Source organism: Candidatus Phytoplasma solani, assembly GCF_040126175.1.
Lineage (GTDB): Bacteria > Bacillota_I > Bacilli_A > Acholeplasmatales > Acholeplasmataceae > Phytoplasma > Phytoplasma solani_A.
The window spans coordinates 655,884-676,913 of the sequence record NZ_CP155828.1; the positions used below are offsets into that span (position 1 = coordinate 655,884).

Annotated in this window: 20 protein-coding genes and 1 pseudogene; 9 read left to right on the top strand and 12 right to left on the bottom strand. The window is 27.6% G+C overall.

The window, feature by feature from the left end:
- Positions 1–465: 465 nt before the first annotated feature.
- The 9 genes from PSOL_RS03205 to hrcA form a co-directional block, all read right to left on the bottom strand.
- Positions 466–1,692 (bottom strand): AAA family ATPase, encoded by a 1,227-nt coding sequence (locus tag PSOL_RS03205; protein ID WP_349401916.1) that lies wholly within the window; start codon positions 1,690–1,692, stop codon positions 466–468.
- A gap of 56 nt (positions 1,693–1,748) precedes the next feature.
- Entirely contained in the window at positions 1,749–2,606 is an 858-nt protein-coding gene (locus PSOL_RS03210) for a hypothetical protein (protein ID WP_349401915.1), read from the bottom strand.
- Between the two features lie 492 nt (positions 2,607–3,098).
- Positions 3,099–4,100, bottom strand: coding sequence for a hypothetical protein (locus PSOL_RS03215; protein WP_349401917.1), 1,002 nt, complete (start codon positions 4,098–4,100; stop codon positions 3,099–3,101).
- Positions 4,097–4,759 (bottom strand): hypothetical protein, encoded by a 663-nt coding sequence (locus tag PSOL_RS03220; protein ID WP_349401918.1) that lies wholly within the window; start codon positions 4,757–4,759, stop codon positions 4,097–4,099. The genes PSOL_RS03215 and PSOL_RS03220 overlap by 4 nt, the downstream gene beginning before the upstream one ends.
- On the bottom strand, positions 4,749–5,177 hold the full coding sequence (locus PSOL_RS03225) for a hypothetical protein (RefSeq protein ID WP_349401919.1): 429 nt from the start codon (positions 5,175–5,177) through the stop codon (positions 4,749–4,751). Before PSOL_RS03225 ends, PSOL_RS03220 begins: the two co-directional genes overlap by 11 nt.
- A gap of 1,223 nt (positions 5,178–6,400) precedes the next feature.
- Complete coding sequence (locus tag PSOL_RS03230; RefSeq protein WP_349401920.1) at positions 6,401–7,441, bottom strand: DnaJ C-terminal domain-containing protein; 1,041 nt, start codon at positions 7,439–7,441, stop codon at positions 6,401–6,403.
- A 70-nt stretch (positions 7,442–7,511) separates the two neighbouring features.
- Complete coding sequence (gene dnaK, locus PSOL_RS03235) at positions 7,512–9,359, bottom strand: molecular chaperone DnaK (RefSeq protein ID WP_349401921.1); 1,848 nt, start codon at positions 9,357–9,359, stop codon at positions 7,512–7,514.
- Positions 9,346–9,987: a nucleotide exchange factor GrpE gene (locus tag PSOL_RS03240; protein ID WP_349401922.1), complete on the bottom strand. Its 642-nt coding sequence runs from the start codon at positions 9,985–9,987 to the stop codon at positions 9,346–9,348. The genes dnaK and PSOL_RS03240 overlap by 14 nt, the downstream gene beginning before the upstream one ends.
- A gap of 37 nt (positions 9,988–10,024) precedes the next feature.
- The gene (hrcA, locus tag PSOL_RS03245; protein WP_434062268.1) at positions 10,025–11,047 is read right to left on the bottom strand and encodes an HrcA family transcriptional regulator; all 1,023 of its coding nucleotides are present in this window, start codon (positions 11,045–11,047) and stop codon (positions 10,025–10,027) included.
- Between the two features lie 400 nt (positions 11,048–11,447).
- On the opposite strand from hrcA, the gene PSOL_RS03250 reads away from it, so the two are divergent.
- Together PSOL_RS03250 and PSOL_RS03255 are read left to right on the top strand one after the other, a co-directional pair.
- The gene (locus PSOL_RS03250) at positions 11,448–11,627 is read left to right on the top strand and encodes a hypothetical protein (RefSeq protein WP_349401924.1); all 180 of its coding nucleotides are present in this window, start codon (positions 11,448–11,450) and stop codon (positions 11,625–11,627) included.
- A complete protein-coding gene (locus PSOL_RS03255; protein WP_349401925.1) occupies positions 11,627–12,091 on the top strand; it encodes a hypothetical protein in 465 nt (154 codons plus the stop codon). Before PSOL_RS03250 ends, PSOL_RS03255 begins: the two co-directional genes overlap by 1 nt.
- Before the next feature lie 255 nt (positions 12,092–12,346).
- Here the strand turns inward: PSOL_RS03255 and PSOL_RS03260 are convergent, their stop codons facing one another.
- The 3 genes and pseudogenes from PSOL_RS03260 to PSOL_RS03270 all read right to left on the bottom strand — a co-directional run.
- Positions 12,347–13,309 carry an IS3 family transposase gene (locus tag PSOL_RS03260; protein ID WP_349401926.1) on the bottom strand — a complete coding sequence of 321 codons (963 nt, stop codon included), beginning with the start codon at positions 13,307–13,309 and terminating at the stop codon, positions 12,347–12,349.
- Positions 13,310–13,783: 474 nt separating this feature from the next.
- On the bottom strand, positions 13,784–14,431 hold the full coding sequence (locus PSOL_RS03265; RefSeq protein WP_349401927.1) for a hypothetical protein: 648 nt from the start codon (positions 14,429–14,431) through the stop codon (positions 13,784–13,786).
- A 158-nt stretch (positions 14,432–14,589) separates the two neighbouring features.
- Positions 14,590–14,781: pseudogene (locus tag PSOL_RS03270) on the bottom strand (toprim domain-containing protein); the annotation flags it as partial.
- Positions 14,782–14,994: 213 nt separating this feature from the next.
- Between PSOL_RS03270 and PSOL_RS03275 the strand changes: the two are divergent.
- The 7 genes from PSOL_RS03275 (at position 14,995) to PSOL_RS03305 (ending at position 20,868) form a co-directional block, all read left to right on the top strand.
- Positions 14,995–15,630 carry a sigma-70 family RNA polymerase sigma factor gene (locus tag PSOL_RS03275; protein ID WP_349401928.1) on the top strand — a complete coding sequence of 212 codons (636 nt, stop codon included), beginning with the start codon at positions 14,995–14,997 and terminating at the stop codon, positions 15,628–15,630.
- A 4-nt stretch (positions 15,631–15,634) separates the two neighbouring features.
- Positions 15,635–16,189: a hypothetical protein gene (locus tag PSOL_RS03280; RefSeq protein WP_349401929.1), complete on the top strand. Its 555-nt coding sequence runs from the start codon at positions 15,635–15,637 to the stop codon at positions 16,187–16,189.
- Between the two features lie 214 nt (positions 16,190–16,403).
- Complete coding sequence (locus PSOL_RS03285; protein WP_349401930.1) at positions 16,404–16,568, top strand: hypothetical protein; 165 nt, start codon at positions 16,404–16,406, stop codon at positions 16,566–16,568.
- A gap of 395 nt (positions 16,569–16,963) precedes the next feature.
- A complete protein-coding gene (locus PSOL_RS03290; RefSeq protein WP_349401931.1) occupies positions 16,964–17,518 on the top strand; it encodes a hypothetical protein in 555 nt (184 codons plus the stop codon).
- Positions 17,519–18,267: 749 nt separating this feature from the next.
- Complete coding sequence (ltrA, locus tag PSOL_RS03295; protein WP_349401878.1) at positions 18,268–20,013, top strand: group II intron reverse transcriptase/maturase; 1,746 nt, start codon at positions 18,268–18,270, stop codon at positions 20,011–20,013.
- 107 nt (positions 20,014–20,120) lie between these two features.
- A complete protein-coding gene (locus tag PSOL_RS03300) occupies positions 20,121–20,738 on the top strand; it encodes a dTMP kinase (RefSeq protein WP_349402227.1) in 618 nt (205 codons plus the stop codon).
- Positions 20,722–20,868 (top strand): hypothetical protein, encoded by a 147-nt coding sequence (locus PSOL_RS03305; protein ID WP_349401932.1) that lies wholly within the window; start codon positions 20,722–20,724, stop codon positions 20,866–20,868. The genes PSOL_RS03300 and PSOL_RS03305 overlap by 17 nt, the downstream gene beginning before the upstream one ends.
- Positions 20,869–21,030 lie beyond the last annotated feature (162 nt).

The window sequence follows — 21,030 nt, forward strand, 5'->3', positions numbered from 1 at the left end:
TAAAAAACGGGCTGCACGCCATCAAAAGGAACCATTTAAAAATTAAATTTGAGGATAAATAAAAAAAAAATATTTATTCTCAAAATCAAACTATTTATTAATTGCTTTTATTCTAGCTAAAAAAATAAATTATCAACAAAAAATAAAAATATTTTGAAAATTTTTATCATTATTTTAATAAAGCACTTTTTTTTGTAATGATAAAAAAATACTAATTTAGCAACTACTCTATTCTTTAATTTTTTTATTATTTCTGTAAAAGAACATAAACGCCAATCACACTATAATTGTTTAAAAATACACTTTTAAATTAGCAAATTAATAATTCAATCAGCTTATTATAATCGAAACAATTAGGAAGAGAGAGCGCATAACTAATTCAAAACTTTTTTTGTAAATTCTGTTGCTAAAGAACAATATTATAACCAGAAACTGTAATCAGAATTATTAAAAAATTTAAACAAATTATATATTTTGTTTAAAGTTTTCGTGTATTTTATTAATTTTTTTTTCATACTCACTGTGTAATTTAGGTATATAATAAATTCTTTTTTTTGGATTTATTGTTGATGATAAAATTTTTTCTAATTTACATTTTTTTGGTGGCAATAAGTATTTATTATAATTAACAAAATTATTCGAAGAATTTTGATAATTTTTTAATTTTTCTCTGGATTCTAAATAAGCTTTTTCATAAGCTTTATTAGTCGCTAAATAAGCACTATTTGATTTTTCGCTTAAACACATTTCAATAATTACTAATCCTAAAGGAATACGTCCTTCTGGTAATCCAATTTGACGAAAAGCATCAATTGCTGTTTTTACATGTACAATAATCATTGGATTGGCTAATCCAATATCTTCATAAGCGGTAATTAACATTCTTCTTAATAAAGCTTCATGATCGCCACTGGCTAATAATCTTGCAAAATAATGTAAAGCTGCATCAACATCGCTACCTCGAATAGATTTTTGTAACGCTGATTTTAAATTATGATGTTCATCATTATTTTTAAAATTTGTTAAATTAGCTGATGAAGAAATTTGTTTAATAATTTTTGTTGTAATTTGTTCTTTAGGATATAAATGTAAACATAGTTCTAACATATTTATGGCAATACGTAAATCTCCGTTAGAAAATTGACAAATTAATAATAAAGAATCTTTTAGAATGTTTAATGGTAATTTTTTATTAATAATCAACTTATTCAAGCCTTTTAACATTTCTTCGATCGTAATTCTTTCTAATTTAATGATATTGGCTCTTGAACGAACACTCGGATTAATTACAAAATATGGATTTTCAGTAGTACAAGCAAACATAATTAAATGACCGTTTTCTAAGTATTGTAATAAAATATCTTGACGATCTTTATTCATTCTATGAATTTCTTCTACAATAATAATAAATTTTTTAAAATTTAATGCTTTTTGAATAATTTTTTCTAACTTGGTTTTTTTATCAATTGTAGCATTAAAAATATCATATTCAATTTGTAAATCATTAGCTAATGCCTGGGCAAGGCTGCTTTTTCCAATACCTGGAACACCATAAAAAATTAAAGAACTAGCATAATTATTTTTTAACATTCTCGAAATAATACCGTTTTGATCATTAATAAGATGACTTTGTCCAATGATATCAGTTATTGTTGACGGGCGTAAAGCAAATGCTAATGGTTTTTTAAACATTTTTTTTCCTTTGTGTATTTGAATTTTAATTTAAATTTTTTTATAAATATATTTTATCAAATTTTAATATTAATATTGTAATTATCTGTCCTTTTACTTTTAATGTTGATAAGCGCTTTGGTTCTCGTTCCTTTGGCTAAATTATTTACTACTAGAATATCATCAACTACATCAGTACAACTCATTATAAAATCTTCTACTTTGCTAATAGCTGCACTAGCTGCTTCTAAAGTATCAGGGTTTTGTTCTAAAATATCACCTACAAGATTAACTAATTGCTCGCTTGCAATCCCTGAAGCACCAGTAATTAAAAAATTACCAAAACTTACGTCTTTCACTGCTTTTTTAGTTACTTTTTGGGCTATTTTTTTCATAATTTCTTTAATGGTGAATTTTTTGAGTTTTTTACTTCCCATTATCTTTTGCAACAGAGGATTAGTATTTTTAGCATGTTTTGCTTTTAAAATATCATGATGTTGTAAAAAATCAACTTCTGGCATCCTCCAAAAACAATACATATGAGAAGAACCATTGCCTAACCATCTTAAATCAACAAAATCATAATTTTTATCTCTTTCGTTTCGAGTGCCACCATCAAAATAAACAGCAATTAAATCATCATCGCTATCTTTGATATACCAATGAATCGAGCCATATTGAGTAGAGTTATAAGAAGGAGAGTTAGAAACAAAACCGTTAAAATTGGGATTGATATATTTTTGAATATAACTTAAAACATCATTGTTATTAGCATTTTGAGGTAAAGCCACGTGAATAATCTCAGTTTTTCTGATGATTCTTTCAGAAAATTCATTATCTCGAAGAGCAAAAACTTGATTTTTAAAAATTAACAAAAAGAAAAAAGATAACAATAAAATAACTTTTTGAGAAAAAACAATTTTTTTCCTAAACATAGAATAAACTTAAACCTCCTAAAAAATTATTTTTTTATTTGATAAAATATTTAATAAAAATGAATAAAATAAAACAAATATTTAAAAAAATAACTAGAATGAAAAATTTATTATCCTAAAAGATTTTTGTTACCTTCTTTCCTTTAATAATTTAATTATATATTTTTTATACAATTGGTTTTTGGTTGGGGTTGTTTTTTGATATCAACTCATATCTTTTGAATGTTATTTATTTTGAAACTAATAAATATATATAATCATATATTATTGTAACACTAAATAAAAAAAATGTTTAAATAAATTTTGGGTGAAGGGATTATGTGACTAAGAAAATCTAATAAAAAAAGACTTATAAACAATAAGTCTTTTAATCAGTGAAAATGTAAAAAGTTTTGATTTTAATGGAAATTCAAAACATTATTCAAATACTGCTTTTTTTCATTCTAAGTTTTTTATGTATAATAAGTCAAAAAAATAAATAAATATTTTATCTTATTTTTTTTTAATGAAATAATTTACAATACTTATAATAATATATAAAATTGATAAAAATATTGTCACAAAAGCTTCTAATAAAAACCAAACTAAAAGCCATTCACATTTTTTAGGTATTTTTTGTTCGATAAAACGATCTAGTTGATTTAAAGTATTAACCCAAACTAAACTATATAATATCAAGAAAAATAACGCCTCTAATAATCCTAAAAATAAAACAATTAATTTATTACTCCTTAAAAAAGAAGGCAAAAAAGATGTACCACAAAAAAAACTAATGATAAATAATTTTTTGAGCCAAACATGGAATCTCAAGTTAACTTTTATTTTATTAACTCTATATAAATAGCTTACTAAAAAAAGCACTATAAAACTTATCAAAAATGGTAATAAAACAAATAATACTAAAAAATACCTTAAAATAGTGTTTGATAAAGGCGATGATACAAATGTAGTTGTTAATAATTTATGTTCTGCAAGATAAAAACACGCAAAATATACTCCCCATACAACAGCCAAAAAGATAGAAAATAAAAAACAAATCCAACTAGCAAAAACATATACATCTACAAAACAATAAAATAAAAAACGTATGAAATACAATAAAACTATAATGATTAATGTTGAATACCAAAATGAAAATAATAATGTAATTTCACATTTGAAATTAATTAAAAAACAAATAGTAATAATCGCTGATAAGATGAGAATACCAATCAAACTATATAACCTATAAAAAACACCTTTATGAGATATAACGGCGTCTGATTTAGTTTTTTGCAAAATATTTTCTTTTAATTGGTTAATTTTATGAATGTTTTTTTGAATAAATTTATTTTGTCTTTGATCGTCATGATGGTTATTAATATAAGTTTTGAAATTTTGTTTATAAAACTTACTTGAAGGATTGATCATAAAATCCAAATATTTAGTTTTTGTAATGATATATAAAGCAAGACAACCAACAATAAAATTAATACCTAAATAATAATAATTCATTTTTTTAATTTACCACAATAAACGGTTAAGTTTTTTTGGGGTTCCATTTCTAGACCGTGTTTAGGTTGAATTAAATTTATAAGCATATGGCTAGAATCAGAAAAATTAACTCTCTTAATTAATCTATAAACACTATTATTGTTACTATCTTTCTTTAATTCATACAATTTTAATTCATTTTTGGAAGGAAAACGAAGCACAAACCCTAATGTTTTTTCATAACTATTATTTTTTATATCAAAAAGAATATTTTCTTTTTTAGATGCAAAAGACTCATATTTTTTTTCTGCCATATCAATTGCTTCAAACACCTCAGGAAAAACAATTTTCCCCCAGGTATTTCCAACAACTTTTTTAGTTCCTTTTTTTAAAGCGGTTTTGGCGATAGCATGGCCTACTTTTTGGTTTATTTTTTTCTTAATATAATTTTTATCATCAAAATTAGCTGTTTCTAAAAAATCTGTTAAATTACTGACAAAATCAATAACACTAGTAATGAAAGAAGGAGACATATCACAATCACAAAAAGTGATATCTACTTGTTTTATTTCATTCAATTGACTAGGATCAAAAAAGAAAAAAGCTTTCCCTTGATCATTTAAAGTATAATATCTAACAATATCATTAATCATGGCAACGCCATCATCTTTAAAAATCACAAATTTTATCACCACCGTATTCTTTGGCTATTTGATAACCTGTTTTAATTACTTTAAACAATTTAGCTGGAGGAAAAAAATTCAAACCGATGTTAATAGCAGTACTGGCTATTTGAGTTTTATTAGCATACTCTTGATAAGTTCTGCAAGGAACCATTTTCATTCCTGGAAAATCATAAAACATTCTTGCATTACTAGCAAAAACATGTCCATCTTCGTGTCGCCAAAATTTTGAATTATGTCTTTGACTATAATCTATTTCATAATCATTAGGATTAAAAGATAGTTGATTAGTCCCACCTCCACCATAAGTAATTAAAGCAAAAACAGGAATTAAAGAAATATTTAAAAAAGAAAAGATTAAGAAAATAAAAAATAAAACTTTTATTTTAAAATTTTTAAAAAAATTAAAAGACATAAAACCCCCTAAAAATTATTTTTTTATTTAATAAAATTAAAATATTGTATTTTTTTAAAATAGATAATAATTTATAAAAATTAATATCTCTTTGCAAAAAATTAAAAATAACTAGAATGGAAATTTATTATCCTAAAAGATTTTTATTACCTTCTTTACTTTACTTTAATAATTTAATTATATATTTTTTATACAATTGGTTTTTGGTTGACTTTTTTATATTAGCTCATATCTTTTTAATATCGTGTATTTTGAAAATAGTAAAAATATATAACTACACATAGTATAACACTAAATAAAAAAAATGTTTAATAAATTTCACAAAATGAAATTTTGGTGAAGTGATTATGCGTCTAAGAAAACAAAAAAACGTAATTAAATAGTATTTAAGGTTTTTAAAGTTTTTTGTTTGTTTAATGTTGAAGTTTATTTTTTTCTTAACACTAATAAAACCTAATAAAAAAAAGACTTATAAACAATAAATCTTTTAATCAGTGAAAATGTAAAAAGTTTTAGTTTTGACTTAATAAATTATAAAAATTTATCAATATTAAGAAATAAAAAAAATACCCAAAATGAATTAGGTATTTTTATTTTTAGGAAAGTTATTTGTTGGTTTGAAGTCGTTTCATTTGAATGATCTGATTTTTTTATTTTCTTTACAAAGCCAAGTCATTAAATTGATAAGTTGGGAAGTAAAAGCCCCAATAGCCAAGGATAAAGAAGCTATTTAGTAATCGTAGTAAATTCAAAGTTAATTTTGGAATAAATTAATGCACTGACCTACCTGGGCGAAGGTTAATGACCTTTACAAGGTGAAAATAGCTAGTAATTTCTTTCACATCAAACACAATAGAAGGGAAAGCAGGTTATCATCCCAACAAAACAGACTCACAAAGAGGAGAAAGGTCTAGAGAGGATGTAAAGAAAACTTAGAAACGAGAAATACAATAGATTAAACTGTTATCTGGGGGATGAAACAGAGTGATTCCATTAACCCTAAACCCTGAAGGTTTCAATAACAGACTGATGAAAATCAGCGGAGATTATGGAAAGCCGTGTGCTTGGAAACTTGCTCGCACGGTTTAACAAGGTTGATTGTAAATAACCAAAACATAATCATTCATCGCTATTATATAAAATCATCTACTTAATTTTAAGTTTTAAAGAATAATTTTAAAAGCAAAAGTTGTATTAAAAAAAAAGGAAACACCTCATATATATTAGTTACTTAATTGTAATAATTTATGATAAAGTCTTTTTTCTTCCAAAGTAAGTTTAGTTGGTGTTTTTAAATGAATAACTACATATTGATCGCCTTTACGATAAGAAGAATTAAGATAAGCAATTCCTTGGTTTTTCATACGCAGTTTATTACCTGATTGAATGCCTGCTGGTATTTTTAAATTGACTTCGCCGTAAATAGTAGGAATTAATTTATTAGAACCTAAAACAGCTTCTGGTAAAGTAATAAAAACCTCTAAAATAATATCTTGTCCTTTTCTAATAAATGATTCGTGAAGACGAATTTTAAAAGTAATATATAAATCACCTGCTTTGTTGCTGGAAGGAATAAAATTACCCTTACCATGAATTTGTAAAGACATCCCCTCTTCAATTCCTGCAGGAATCTTAAAGTTAACGGATTGTTTTATTTTTTGACGTTTCTTTCCGTGGCAAGCGTAACATTTATTTTTAATTTGTTGCCCTTTTCCGAGACACTGAGAACATGTTTGTTTAGAACGAATGTTTCCTAAAAAAGTCCTTTGTTCAGTTATAATTTGACCAAAACCATCACAATAACTACATTTAACAATATCACTAGATAATAAAGCTCCTTTACCATGACAAACTTGGCAATCAGCATCCACCATGATATCAATGTTTTTAGAAGTTCCTAAAACTGCATCCATAAAACTAATTGTCATTTCAACTTTTTTATCATAATTAGCTTTTTGAGTGCGTTTGTTGGTACCAAAAAAATCACCAAAAGAACTAAAAATGTTTTCTTCAAAACCTTCAAAACCAGAAAAACCTTGTTGTGTTTGTGAATTATGACCAAAACGATCATAATTAGCTTTTTTATTAGTATCACTTAAAACACTATAAGCTTCTTGAATTTCTTTAAACTTGGTTTCAGCGTTAGCTTCTTTTGAAACATCAGGATGATATTTTTTCGCAAGAGTAAGGTAGGCTTTTTTAATTTCTGTAGGTGTTGACTCTTTATTTAATCCTAAAATTTGATAATAATCTTTTTTTGTCATATTAGTTACTCCAGCCAATAATCAAAACAAAGGGGGTGATTTTACCCCTTTTTTTGATTATTTTGATAGTTTATTTTTCTTCAAAATCTGCATCCACTACTTCATCAACTCCATCTTTTTTGTTAGAAGAAGTTGTTTTTTCTGAAGTATCTGTTTTTTTGTCTTGTTGTTTTTGTTGAGTTTTTTGATAAGCTTTTATAGCAATACTTTGTGATTCTTTTGATAAACTAGCTGTTTTTTCTTTGATTAAGGCGATATCTTCTCCTTGTAAAGCAATTTCTAATTCTTTAATTTGTTGTTCGATTTTTTCTTTTTCTTCAGGAGTTACTTCGGTTTTTAAATCTTCTAAAGATTTTTTAGTTAGGAAAATCATGTTATCAGCTTCATTACGAGTATCAATGCTTTCTTTTTTAATTCGATCTGCTTCGGCGTTTTCTTCCGCTTCGCGAATCATTCTTTTAATTTCTTCTTCTTTTAAAGCTCCACTGCCTGAAATAGTAATGTTTTGTTCTTTTTGAGTTCCTAAATCTTTAGCTTTAACAGAGACAATACCGTTTGCATCAATGTCAAAAGTTACTTCAATTTGAGGAATACCGCGAGGAGCTGAGGGAATGTCTGTTAAACGGAATTGTCCTAAAGTTTTATTATCAGCTGCTAAAGGACGTTCTCCTTGTAAAACATGAATATCTACTGCTGATTGGTTATCTGCTGCAGTAGAAAAAATTTGCTTCTGAGAAGTTGGGATCGTCGTATTTCTTTCAATTAATTTAGTAAAAACATTTCCTAAAGTTTCTATCCCTAAAGAAAGTGGAGTGACATCTAATAGTAAAATATCTTTGACGTCTCCTGATAAAATACCTCCTTGAATAGCAGCACCAATGGCAACTACTTCATCTGGATTAATACTTTTGTTGGGGGTTTTTTTTAATTCATTTTTTACCAATTCTTGCACGGCAGGAATACGAGTAGAACCACCAACTAAAAGAATTTGATCGATTTTTTCAATAGTTAATTTAGCATCACTTAAAGCTTGTTTAACAGGGCCTAAACAACGATCAATTAAATCTTTAGTTAATTCATTAAATTTAGCACGTGTCATATTGTATTCTAAATGCAAAGGTCCAGCAGCACTCATAGTTAAGAAAGGTAAAGAAATTTGACTAGTGGTAACGCCGCTTAATTCTTTTTTAGTTTTTTCAGCAACATCTTTTAAACGTTGCATTGCCATTTTATCTTTCGATAGATCAACTCCATTATCTTTTTTGAATTCTTTGACTAAAAAATCAACAATCCTTAAGTCAAAATCATCACCACCTAAAGTGTTATCACCTGAAGTAGAAAGAACTTCAAAAGTTCCATCTGCTAAATTAAGGATTGAAACGTCAAAAGTTCCACCACCTAAATCAAAAACTAAAATAGTTTGTTCTTTGTTGCCTTTATCAACTCCATAAGCTAAAGCAGCAGCAGTTGGTTCATTGATAATCCGTTTCACATTCAAACCCGCTATTTTACCGGCATCTTTGGTGGCTTGTCTTTGGGAATCATTGAAATAAGCAGGTACTGTAATAACAGCTTCACTTACTTCTGCTCCTAAATATTCTTCGGCGGTTTTTTTAAGATTTGTTAAAATCATAGCACTAATTTCTTGAGGAGTATAATTTTTGCCATTTATCTTAACAGTATAATTAGTTTCTCCTATATGTCTTTTAATAGAACTAATAGTGTTGGGGTTAGTGATTACTTGTCGTTTAGCAATTTCTCCTACCATAATATCGTTGCCTTTAAAAGATACTACTGAAGGAGTTGTTCTTCCGCCTTCGGCATTAGGAATAACTTTTGCTTCCCCGCCTTCCATAATAGCAACACAAGAGTTAGTTGTTCCTAAATCAATTCCTATAATTTTATTAGTTTTTGCCATTTTTATCACTCCATTCATTTACTTGAACCATCGCTGGTCTTAAAATTTTTTCTTTATATAAATAACCTTTTTGTAAAACTTTTAAATTAGTTTTATTCGGTTTTTGAGGATCAGAAATTGTTTCTAAAGCGTGATGTAATGCTGGATCAAAAATGACATTTAACGCTTTAATTTCTTCCACCCCTTCTTCTTGTAAAATATTTTTAATTTGTTGTTGAATCATTTGAAAACCTGATAAATATTTTTTTAATAATTCATTATCAGTAGAAAATTCTAATACTTTTTCTAATTGTTCCAAAGGCAACAACAAATTTGAAATCAAATTACCAGAAGCATATTTTACTTCTTGTGCTTTTTGTTGATGTAGCCTTTTTTTAAAATTAATTAATTCGGCTTGTTTTTTTAAAAGTTCATCATCAAACTCTTTTTTTTGTTGTTCTGTTTGAAATTTTAATTTACTTATTTGTTTTTCTAACTTAAACACTGATTTTTCTGATTTCTTTTTTTCATCTTTTTGATTTTCTTGATTAAGTTGTTCTTGAGTTTCCAAAGGTTGATTTTTTTGTTCTAGATTATTTTCTTTGTTATTTTCGGAAACATTTATTTCTTCTTTTGTTTCTAAAAACATTTTTCTAAACCTCTTCTTTTAATATTTTTGAAAAATTTTATTCCTGGTTTAATTTTGATAAATGAATTGATAAGTATTCTAAAAGAGGAATAATTTTAGGATATTTCATCCAAGAAGGCCCTAAAATAGCAATTGTTCCTCTTTCATTTTCGTTAACAAAGAAAGGAATAGATAAAATCATACAATCTTTTACAGGGGTTAATTGCAATTCATCTGACAACTTAAAAGACAATCCTTCTTGATGGAGCATAATTTTTAACAATTCTTTGCGTTCTAAAAGATTCATAAATTTTTTAATTAATTCTAAATTGCTAAATTCTTTTTTTTCAGCCATCTTAGAAACTCCCGCAAAATACATATTTTCTGAAGCAAATCTGCTAAAAGCTTCAATAAATAAAGCAATTAATTGTTCTTGAAAAATAATATATTTCGCAATAGTTTGTTTAAAAAAATCACTTTGAATAGTTGAAACAGCTTCTGATAAATATTTTCCCACCAACAAATCACTAATAATTTTGACTACATCTTTTAAATAATAAATACTAATCTCTTTTGTTTGATCCAAAGAAATATTTTGATGTTGGACATTACCTTTGTCACTGATAATTAAAATTAAAGCCTGAGTGTAATTTAAAGGAATAAAATCAATTTTAGTGATTTTACTATGATTAAAAACATCAGCTCCAATCGCCATAGCTGTATAACTAGTTAGATTATTAAGTAATTCCAACGCTTCTTTAATCACTTTATCTTTATGAAAACTTTTTTTTTGAATCACTTTATCAATTAAGGGAAACAAACTAGCCACATCGTGATCTCTAGTTAATAAATGGGTTAAATAATAAGTATAACCTTTAAAAGAAGGGATTCTTCCGCTTGAAGTGTGGTTTTTTTTTAAAAAACCTTCTTTTTCTAGTTTTACCATATCATAACGAATAGTAGCACTACAAAACTGAAATTCAGGCAAATGAATTAACGATTTAGAACCTACTGGTTGTCCTTTTTGGGAATAGTTTTCAACTACAGCCTTTAAAATTAATTTTTTTCTATCTGAAAGCACAATCGACACCTCTTAGCACTCAAACTAACGACTGCCAATAATATTATATGATTTTTTTATCACATTGTCAACATCTTTTTTTTCTTAAATAAAATTAAATTTATTTTTTGGGTTATAATTTAACGATAGTGCGCTTAACTACAAAAAATAGACTACCCCAAAAAAAACTGAACTGGTTTAAAGCAACCTTTTACTACAAAAATTACGAAAGAAATTAAAGACGAAGTAAACAAAAAAGTCGAAAAAGTAACTTCTTGGTTCCGCAAATGGTTTTAAGGTAAATTAAAAAGTTAAATATGTTAAAATACTTTTATATTAAAAAGTCTTACAAAGGAATTAATAACCGTGATCAAAAATTAAAAAAATAATCAAATGGTTTTTCTTAATAATTATTTTTCTTGTGGTAATTCTTATTGGTTTTATTATCTTAACCGAAACAGGAGTGATTAAACTCCCTAAAGACCTTATACCTACCTTTCAAGAAACCAAATCAAACCTTATGAAAGAATGGGAAAAAATAGATAGTCGTGGCAAAATAATCCCTATGATTCACATCCATTATATCTTGGATGGCCTTTAATGGGGTTAGTTATTATCAACAACAACTCGCTAATAAAGACAATATTGGATCTTTTCCAATTAATGACCATCCAAGATCGTCTCCAATCCCAAAAAGAACCCTCTAATCTACCAATTTACGTCAAAAACCTCCACCCTTATGACCGTTGGAATGAAGATTGTGATACTTATAACCATAACACTTTAGACGGCTTCGGCGGCTCATCTTTTGATATGGAAGATGACAGTCATTTATATTCAAATATCAATTTCGAAAAACAACAATTCAATGGCCTAGATTATAACAAATTAATCCTTAAATACAAAGGCCCCCAAACACTTCTTACAAAGAAGACAAAGACTACTACCTTGGACGTGCTCGTTTGGTTAATGCAGACTTTAAAGATTCAACCAACTTTGCGCTGTTCCGTTTTTTTGGACATTTTTTTATTTAAAAATTACTCTTTAAGACTTAAAAATAAGTAGATAATTTCATATCTTTTCAAACAAACAAATTATTAAAATTACAAATAAAAAATGTCTAAACTTTTTTTAAATTTGCTAGTTTCAAAAGATATTTTTTTTAAATATTATATCATTTCACTAACTAGCTAGGGAAAAAAAGTGGAAAATCCCCCTAGAAAATAAAATTAAAATTATTTTTTTACGCAATTATGTTGTTTTTAAAAAAAGGTGCAAAAAGATAACCTTTTTCAAGATTGAATATTTAAATAAAAAATATTATCTAAAATTTAAGAAATATTGAGAGGGAGATAAATAATTTAATTTAGCTAAAAACCATTTAGTATTCCAAAATTTAGGAAATTGATTGATTATTTTTTTAACTTTTTCGGTTGATTTTTGAAATAAAAATGGATTTTGATATTGTAAAATGCTTTTCATTTGGCCGAAAAAATTTTCAATGACTGCGTTGTCCTTTGGATTGGCTTTACGCGACATACTAATTAAAAAACCTTTTTTCGTTAAAGTTTGTTGGATTTTTTGAGATTGATAAACTGTGCCCTGATCAGAGTGAATGATGCATGGATTTTTTAATTTAGGTAATTTTTTAATTGTATTTAAAATTAATTCTTTATTTTGATACTTTGAAGTATGCCAAGAAATAATTTGGTTGTTAAAAGAATCGATAATACAAGAAAAATATAAAAACCCTTGGGAAGTTTTAAAATAAGTGATGTCGGTAAATAGTTTTTGCATGGGATTAGTTGATATAAAGTCTTGATTGATTAGATTGTCTACTACTTTTAATTTAGGTTTTAAATTGTTTTTATAACTATATTTATTTTTTTTAATTCTTAAACGACAACAAATGCCATTTTCTTTCATAATTGAATAAACTTTTTTCTTGGTAATTATTTCATTAAAGGTTTGTTGATATAAATTAGTGATTTTCCGATGGCCGAAAAAATATTGATTATTTAAACATAAAGCATTAATTCTTTTTTGTTGTAAAAGGTTTTTTTCTTCTTTTTCTTTAATTTTATTTTCGACTTTCAACCAATAATAATAAGTACTTCTTTTGATTTTGATAGTTTTTAAAATTGTGGTTAAATTTAAACTATTTTTAAATTTTTTGACTAAATTAAAAACTGTTTTTTTATTAGTTTTTTGGGTTGTTTTCATTAGAGTTTGTAATAATTTATTTTTTTGTTTTAATATTTCTTTTGATTTTATATTTTTCATGATTGAAATATCGTTTTCCTTTTTTTTATATCATATACATAAATTATTATAGCTCTAATAATTGTATTTGTTTTTAAAAAAAAGGGGGGTACGCGCAATTTGGGGGGCTCTTTCTTTTTCGTCTTTTTTCTTTTATTATATATACTTATAAATTTTGTTAGCGCTTCAGCGCGTTTAGGGCTTTTGGTTGGTTTTGGATTTAAAAAATCTCTTTTAATAATTGGAAGGGGAAATGGGGAATTATTTTTATATCGAATAATAATAATGATGGGTAAAGGATATAACGATAATATCAAATATCGAGTATCATTATCATTATCGATATAATATATAAAATATCACCCCCCCTTTAATGTTTGGTTTTGGCAAGGAAATTTAACTATTCAAATGGTAACAAAGTGGTAACTGAGTGGTAACAAAGTGGTAACTGAGTGGTAACAAAGTGGTAACCAAAAGGTAATAAAGTGGTAATAATTATTTATTAATTTTTGTTTCTTTTTTATTTAAATTTGATAAATATCCAGATCTAAGCTTTTTAACACGATAGCCTTGTTTATTTTTGGTAATAAATAATTTTATATATTTTAAATCTTCTAACTGATAATAAATAACATTTAATCCTTTTTTATAGTTTGTGTTGATGGGGTTATTGTATTTATCTAGTTTTTTGGTATCTAATTTATATAATTTTAAAGTGTCTAGTTTGTCTACATTTATTTTGCCTATCAATTCTTTAATGTAGTCTTTTTGTTCGTTAAGATAATTAATTTGGAAGATAGGGAAATGCGTTTTAAGGGTATTATTTTGGCTTTTAAGGGGCGTTGTGGGGTTGGTGAGTGTTATATTATTATTATCGTTTTCAGGAGAACGATTTTTGATTATTTCTATTCTATACTTTTTGATTTCTTCTAAGATTTGAGGGTCTACAAAGAGGGTTTGGTTTTTTGGGCGGTAATTTGCTTGTTGATAGGAATTTTTCTTTTTAGAGTGAGAAACAATCGTAATATTTAATAAATCTTGTTTTAATGTTTGTAAAAAGTTTTTAATTTGAACTAAGTCGTTGGGGAGTGATTTTGTTTCCCAACCTCCGATTCTAATTTCTTGGTTTGTGTCGTTTTTCATTTTTTTCTCCTTTTAGATTGTTTTGTTGGCTATAAAAATAATAACCCCTAATTTGCGAAAATAAAACGCAAAATTTAGGGGTATATACGTGTTTATAAGGGTATGTTAATGTGGTTTATATGTGCGAGTGTAATATGTTGGTGAAAAAAAGTAATAATTTAATTAATTACTTCAACTTTGTATTCTCCAAAGAAATGAACGGCTAAATCGACTATGATTTTCTTTTTGGCCTCTTCATAAGTAATGTATGGAGCTAAAAAACATTTTTGATATGCTTCTTTTCCGTATTGACGTAATAAATCATCAACATCTTTACAAGTTTTGTCATAAGGGGGTAAAATGCGTCTAATGATAAGCTCCACAAAAATAGAACCAGTTGAGAGCAACAATTTTGTCGAAAAAAAATATGATTTTTTTCGAAAAACTGCACTGTTCCAAAACTTTAGACACTTTTTATTTTTTAAAAATTCTTTAAGACTAACTATTAAGTTAGTCTTTTTTTGTTTTAAAGACTAAAAAATAATTTCATATCTTTTCTAAAAACGTTTTTAGAAAGGATTAAAATGTTAAGACAAAAATTATTTAAAGATTTTTTAAAAAATAAAAAGAATTTAGAGGCCCGCAATCAATTAATTGAACTTCATTATCCGTTAGCAAAAAAATTATCAAACAAATTTAATTTCTATCCGCGAGTTTTGACTAAAGAGGATTTATACCAGGAAGGGATTTTAGGTTTAATCAAAGCCCTAAATAATTACCATGACTTAGGTTACGACTTTATCGCCTACGCTACTCCCACCATCAAATCGGAAATCCGCGAATTAATAAGAAAAAGCCATTCCCCTTCAATCCCCCAAAAAACCACCAAACCAAGAAATATCAGTTTTAACGAAAACCAACACTCACAACAAACAATTTACGACAAAATCCCCAATCCGCATCAATTATGGTTAAAACAAGTAAAACACGAATTATTAATAAAAAAATTAAAAACCAAACTAAGTAAAAATGAATTCAACGTTATTTGTTTGAGTTTTGGCGTTACTACAAAAAACATTAACGACACACATCAACCAACATATACAAATCAAGAAATAGCTACAAAATTAAATTTAACTTTAAAACAAATAGAAAAATTAAAAGAACACGCCATTCAAAAACTAACCCCAAATAATAAAAAAAATAAGGAGAAAATATAAAAAAATGTTAAACAAAGTTCAATTAATCGGCAATATCGCCCATAACTTAGAAAAACAATACATTAATAGTAGAGATTATATGCCACAAACAAAAGAGGTGCAAGGATACACAGCGATGGCACAAAGCTGCACAACGGAAGCGCAAAAATACACATCGGATGCGCAAGAATGCACAGCGGAGGCGCAAAAATACCCAGAGAATGCGCAAGAATACACAGCGGAGGCACAAAGATACACAACCTATGCGCAAGAATCCACAGCGTTGTCGCAAGAATGCACAGCGAAGGCACAAAATATAATAAATTCTTTACAATCAACTAATCAACCTAAAAATATATCAATTAATTTAACTACAAAAACTATTCCTGATTATTTAACTGGAGGAACAAAATCAGTTCCATATTGTGAAGTCACTTATGATTTACAAGAATTAAAAGACTTTATTAACAAATTAGACTTATCAAACAATTCTCACTTACAAAAAATAAGACAATTTGTAAATGATTATACACAACCAGTGAGTAAACCAATAGAAGAAGGTGATAACGACATGATGTAATTAAAAAGACTAGATTTAAAACCTAGTCTTTTTTAATATGTAAAAAACGCATTTAAAAGGCCTTTAATGGCCTTGTAGATGATAATTAATATAAAATCTAAATTAAAAAAATAAAAGCGATAATTATTTGTAATTTTAAATTAATACCAAAAAAAACTCCAAACTGTCAAAAAGAAAAATTAAATAACAAAACTTGACAAGAAAAGAGCAAGGAGTGACAAAAAAAACAAAGAAACTAAAAAAACTAAAACATTATTATAAATATGTAACAAATATTTTTTCTGATGATTGGTATATTGACGGACATACATGCGGGACTGTTTATTATAATTTTTTAGATACTACTCGACCTCCTCAAAAACCAAAAGAATTAGAATAATTTTTAACTACAATGCCCTAAATGGTTACTCGAAGAAGACAAAGACTTTTTCATGGATGAAGTTAATTGTCCTACAAACAAAAAAAGATGAAGATAATCATGTTATATGTAAAACCTACTACCTCCACTTCAATCCCAAAAAAGCTATATAACCCTTTATACAGAAAAACACAACCTTAAAACATAAAAACCCACAATACACTTAAAACACATTATTTTATCCCTTAATAACATTTTATATAATTATTTGAAGTCCGCCTCAAACAACATTGTTACAAACAATTTAAAGACCAATATTTTGAATAAACAAATATTAAGCAAAACAAATCATAACCAAGACTCTCTTTATGAGAGTCTTTTTTTTATATCCAAAATAAAATTAAAGGAGAATTAAAATGGATAAAAATAGAATAAAAATAGTTAACAAAAATTTTAAAAAATTTCATAATATTTTCGACCGTCTTATTTCAAAATATTATTATAGAAACACCAAAACATTACAAAAAATGGAAAATATGGCTTTAATTGATGTGTTTATTAATAGTTTAGAATTAATATACCTTCAAATTCCTAAAAAACAATTAATTTTCCATTTCAAAAATTGGGACGAAAGTTATTCCACGTTCAGTTTTGAAATTTACGATAATAATTTCATCATTCGTGGGAAAATGGCAGTTTTTTATTTAGAAGATAAAGAAGACATTATTCCCATAATTGAATTAAGCCAACAAGAAATTGGTTTTTTTACTGATTTTAATATACTTATTTTTTTAGATCGAACTGAAAAATTTTGGGACGCAAACTTGAATACAACCATTCAAGAATTAAACAAAGGAAAACAATTTTTGACTCAATCAATCGGAAGTGATGTTGTAATTTTAAAATATGACTCATCCCCCAATTTTAAAACATTAATTTATTCCTTGCATTTCCCTATTTTTAAAAACTAAAACAAACCCTAATTTAGACCTTCAAATTGAAGGTCTTTTTTTATGCCCAAATTAAGATTAAAAGGAGAAAAAATCATGAAATTAATCGTTTTCGAAGGACTTGACGGCAGTGGAAAAACAAGTCTAATAAAAAGCGTGGGCGCCAAAGATGCCTAAATATCGTGTTATCTAACCAATAACCAGTGCGATAAACACTGAAAGGAGATAGTCGGTCCGTTAAACGAAAGAATCATGGGTTACAGCAGACTATCAAAGCGGGTTGAGACGAAGTTAGTTAGTCAAGATGATACCGCCACCAAATTGTCCCATGGATAAGCCTGCAATGGCCTAAGAAGAAAAGCAGATGTAATTTGTTAACCTAGTACGCAAACTACCGAAACCGTATAGTCCAGAGTCTATCAATATATAACGCTTGTATTGGATAGTTTATCAACAAAAACAACCTGGAATCTCACCGACAGTCAGGAAAGACATTAAAACATAAGCGGTTACTTCACCTAAAGGACAAAGGTAGATATTTAGAGTAACTTGGAGAATCCTAAAAGCAAGTTATTTAATTAACAGGTCAAGGAATAAATGCTAAGACGCTCAAGGATAAAGAGACTTTTTAGTAGTCGGAGAAGTAAAACTTAGTTTGGAATAACTAAGATAATCGACCTCCCAAGAAGAAGGTTAACAACCCTCATAGGGCAAAAGAAGTCAGTAATTTATTATTTATTCAATGTAATCAAGAGGGGAGTTGATAAATTATGTCAACAACTGTATCACTAGAAACTAAGCTTTCGCGAACATTGAATAAGATTCAATATTGTTCCACAAACAACTATCCTTTAAAAAGGGAATTACAGCAAGGAATGAATAACTTTCATAATACGTTAACGGCGTTCAACAGAATCGCCGCAAACAAAGGTGCGGGTACACCAGGAATTGACAATAAAACCATTGACGGTATCAATTTAGGAAAACTAGAAAGATACCACAAGGAATATGTCAATAACTGTTACAATCCGAACCCTGTTAAAAGAATACTCATTCCCAAAGACAACGATAAGGTTAGACCTCTTGGAATACCTACCATAAAAGATAGGTTGATACAAAAAGGTCTCGAACAACTCTTAAATCCATACTTTGAAAAAATCTTTTCAGAATGGAGCTTTGGATTTAGAACCAAAAAATCTTGTCACGACGCAATAAAACGCGTCAGACAAAGATTTACGGGAATTGATTACATTATCAAAATTGACCTGAAAGGTTATTTTGATACTATCAACCATGAAATTCTTATGAGAACTTTAAATCAGTTCATCAAAAAGAACAAAACCCTTGCAACCATTCATAAATGGTTAAAAGCTGGATTTATGAAAGACGGTATCAAATATGAATCTTTATCTGGTTCTCCCCAAGGAGGAATTATTTCCCCTTTGTTGGCGAATGTATATTTACATTACATTGACCTTAAAATGGATGAACTAATTAAAGAAGGAACACCAATAAGGAAAGCAAACCCAGAATATGGAAAAGCATACCATCAAGGAATGCATCATAAACTGGGGATTGATAGACAAATTAACCTAAATCCAAAAACAAGAGTTGAATATATCCGATATGCCGATGATTTTATCATAGGAATTAAAGGAAAATATGACAAAGCTGAAACTATTAAAAACCAAGTGACTCAATGGCTAGAACAAGATTTAAAACTAACAATTAGTAAAAATAAATCAAAAATTGTAAAAGCCAACAAGGGCACAAGGTTTCTATCCTACATGATTAAGGTAAAACCAACCAGTAGCAAACTCACCAAGAAAACCCACAAAAAATCCCTAAACGGTCGGGTACAAATCCAAGTTCCCAAAGCAAAAGCCAAAGAATATGGATATGAATACAATTGGTTAAAAAGAGAAAAGATTAAGCATGATGAAACATTAGCAAGTAGGGACGAATTAGAAATAATACGCACTTATAAAACAATCGTATGTGGAATCATCCAATACTTTTGCTTAGCTAACAATCTAAATGCATTAACCCATCTAACCTATCTAGCTGAATATAGTTGTTTGAAAACCTTGGCAAGAAAACGGAAAACGTCACTTGCCAGAGTTCGAAAGAAATTTAGTAGAGGCTCAACTTGGGCCATCCCTTATATTAATAAAGGGAAAACCAAGTATGAATCATGGATTGTTTACTCTTGGGATAAAATCAAGAAAATGCGTAGCTATAAGGAAAATCCTGATATTACCATCAACTCATTTATATTCCAAGGCCGTACGAATCTAACCGACCGTCTTAAAGCGGAATGTTGTGAAAAGTGCGGCAAAACAACCCAACTCCACATTCATCATATTGGAACGGTCCGCAACGCGAATCGCAAAAGTATGGTGAATAAAAGTACAAAAGTGTTATGTATGGGTTGTCATCGTAAAATAACAAACCAACAAATGCATGACATCAGATTAAATAAAAAAAGTAAAAGAACAATAAGAATAAATAGCTAATCAGCCGCAAGGTGAAATTAGTTCTGGAAAGAGAGTAAATTATGGAAAGCCGTATGCTTGGAAACTTGCTCGTACGGTTTGGACGGGGGCGGATTGTAGTAGATATAATGGAAAAACAAATCCCATTATTGAGGCGCAATTCATCTATCCGTATTAAACGTGAATTAAAAAAACAAGGCAAAGAAGTGATTGTTATTCGCGGATTAGGAAGTTCTACAATCGGGAATTCTATACGTGAAACGTTTTTAACACACAACAAATTACACAATTTAACTAGATATTTTTTAAGTTTTGCCAACATGATTCAAACCCAAGAAGAACGCATCAAACCCCACTTAAAAACCCCTAAAATTATTTTAGTTGATCGTTGGTTAGGCTCTAATTTTGCATATCGTGTATATCCTAATCAAATTGATAAAAAATATTATCTTTTTAACAATTTAACTAAATTATTCATTAAACCTGATATCACCGTTTATCTAAAAATTCACCCCCAAATAGGTTTAAAACGTAAATTAAATCAAAACAACCACCAATTAGATGTTATTGAAACTAGTTCCTTAGCTTACTTTCATCAAGTAGAAAAGGGTTATCAGGAATTTTTAAAAAGAAAAAATCTAGGTCCTCAAATTGTTTTAAAAGCGATGGAAGCTAAAAATTCCAACTTCAACACAAAACAAATAATAAAAAAAATAGGAGAAATACCAAATGCCAATAGTCATTAAGAAAAAATGTCAAAACGGCAATTTATATATCCATTATAGTAACGGCAAAATCAAAACTATTAAAAAAGATGGAACTATTCAATGGCGTACTAAAAAAATAAAATTTTACCCCCCGAAAAAGACTCTTTAATTAGAGTCTTTTTTTATTATAGAAAGGGAATTAATCAAATGAAACAATCAACCGATTTGCATTTCAAAAATATTGATATTTTGAAACATCAATCTTTGTGTGTTAACATCACTAAACAAATAAGGGCGCCAAAGATGCCTAAATATCGTGTTATCTAACCAA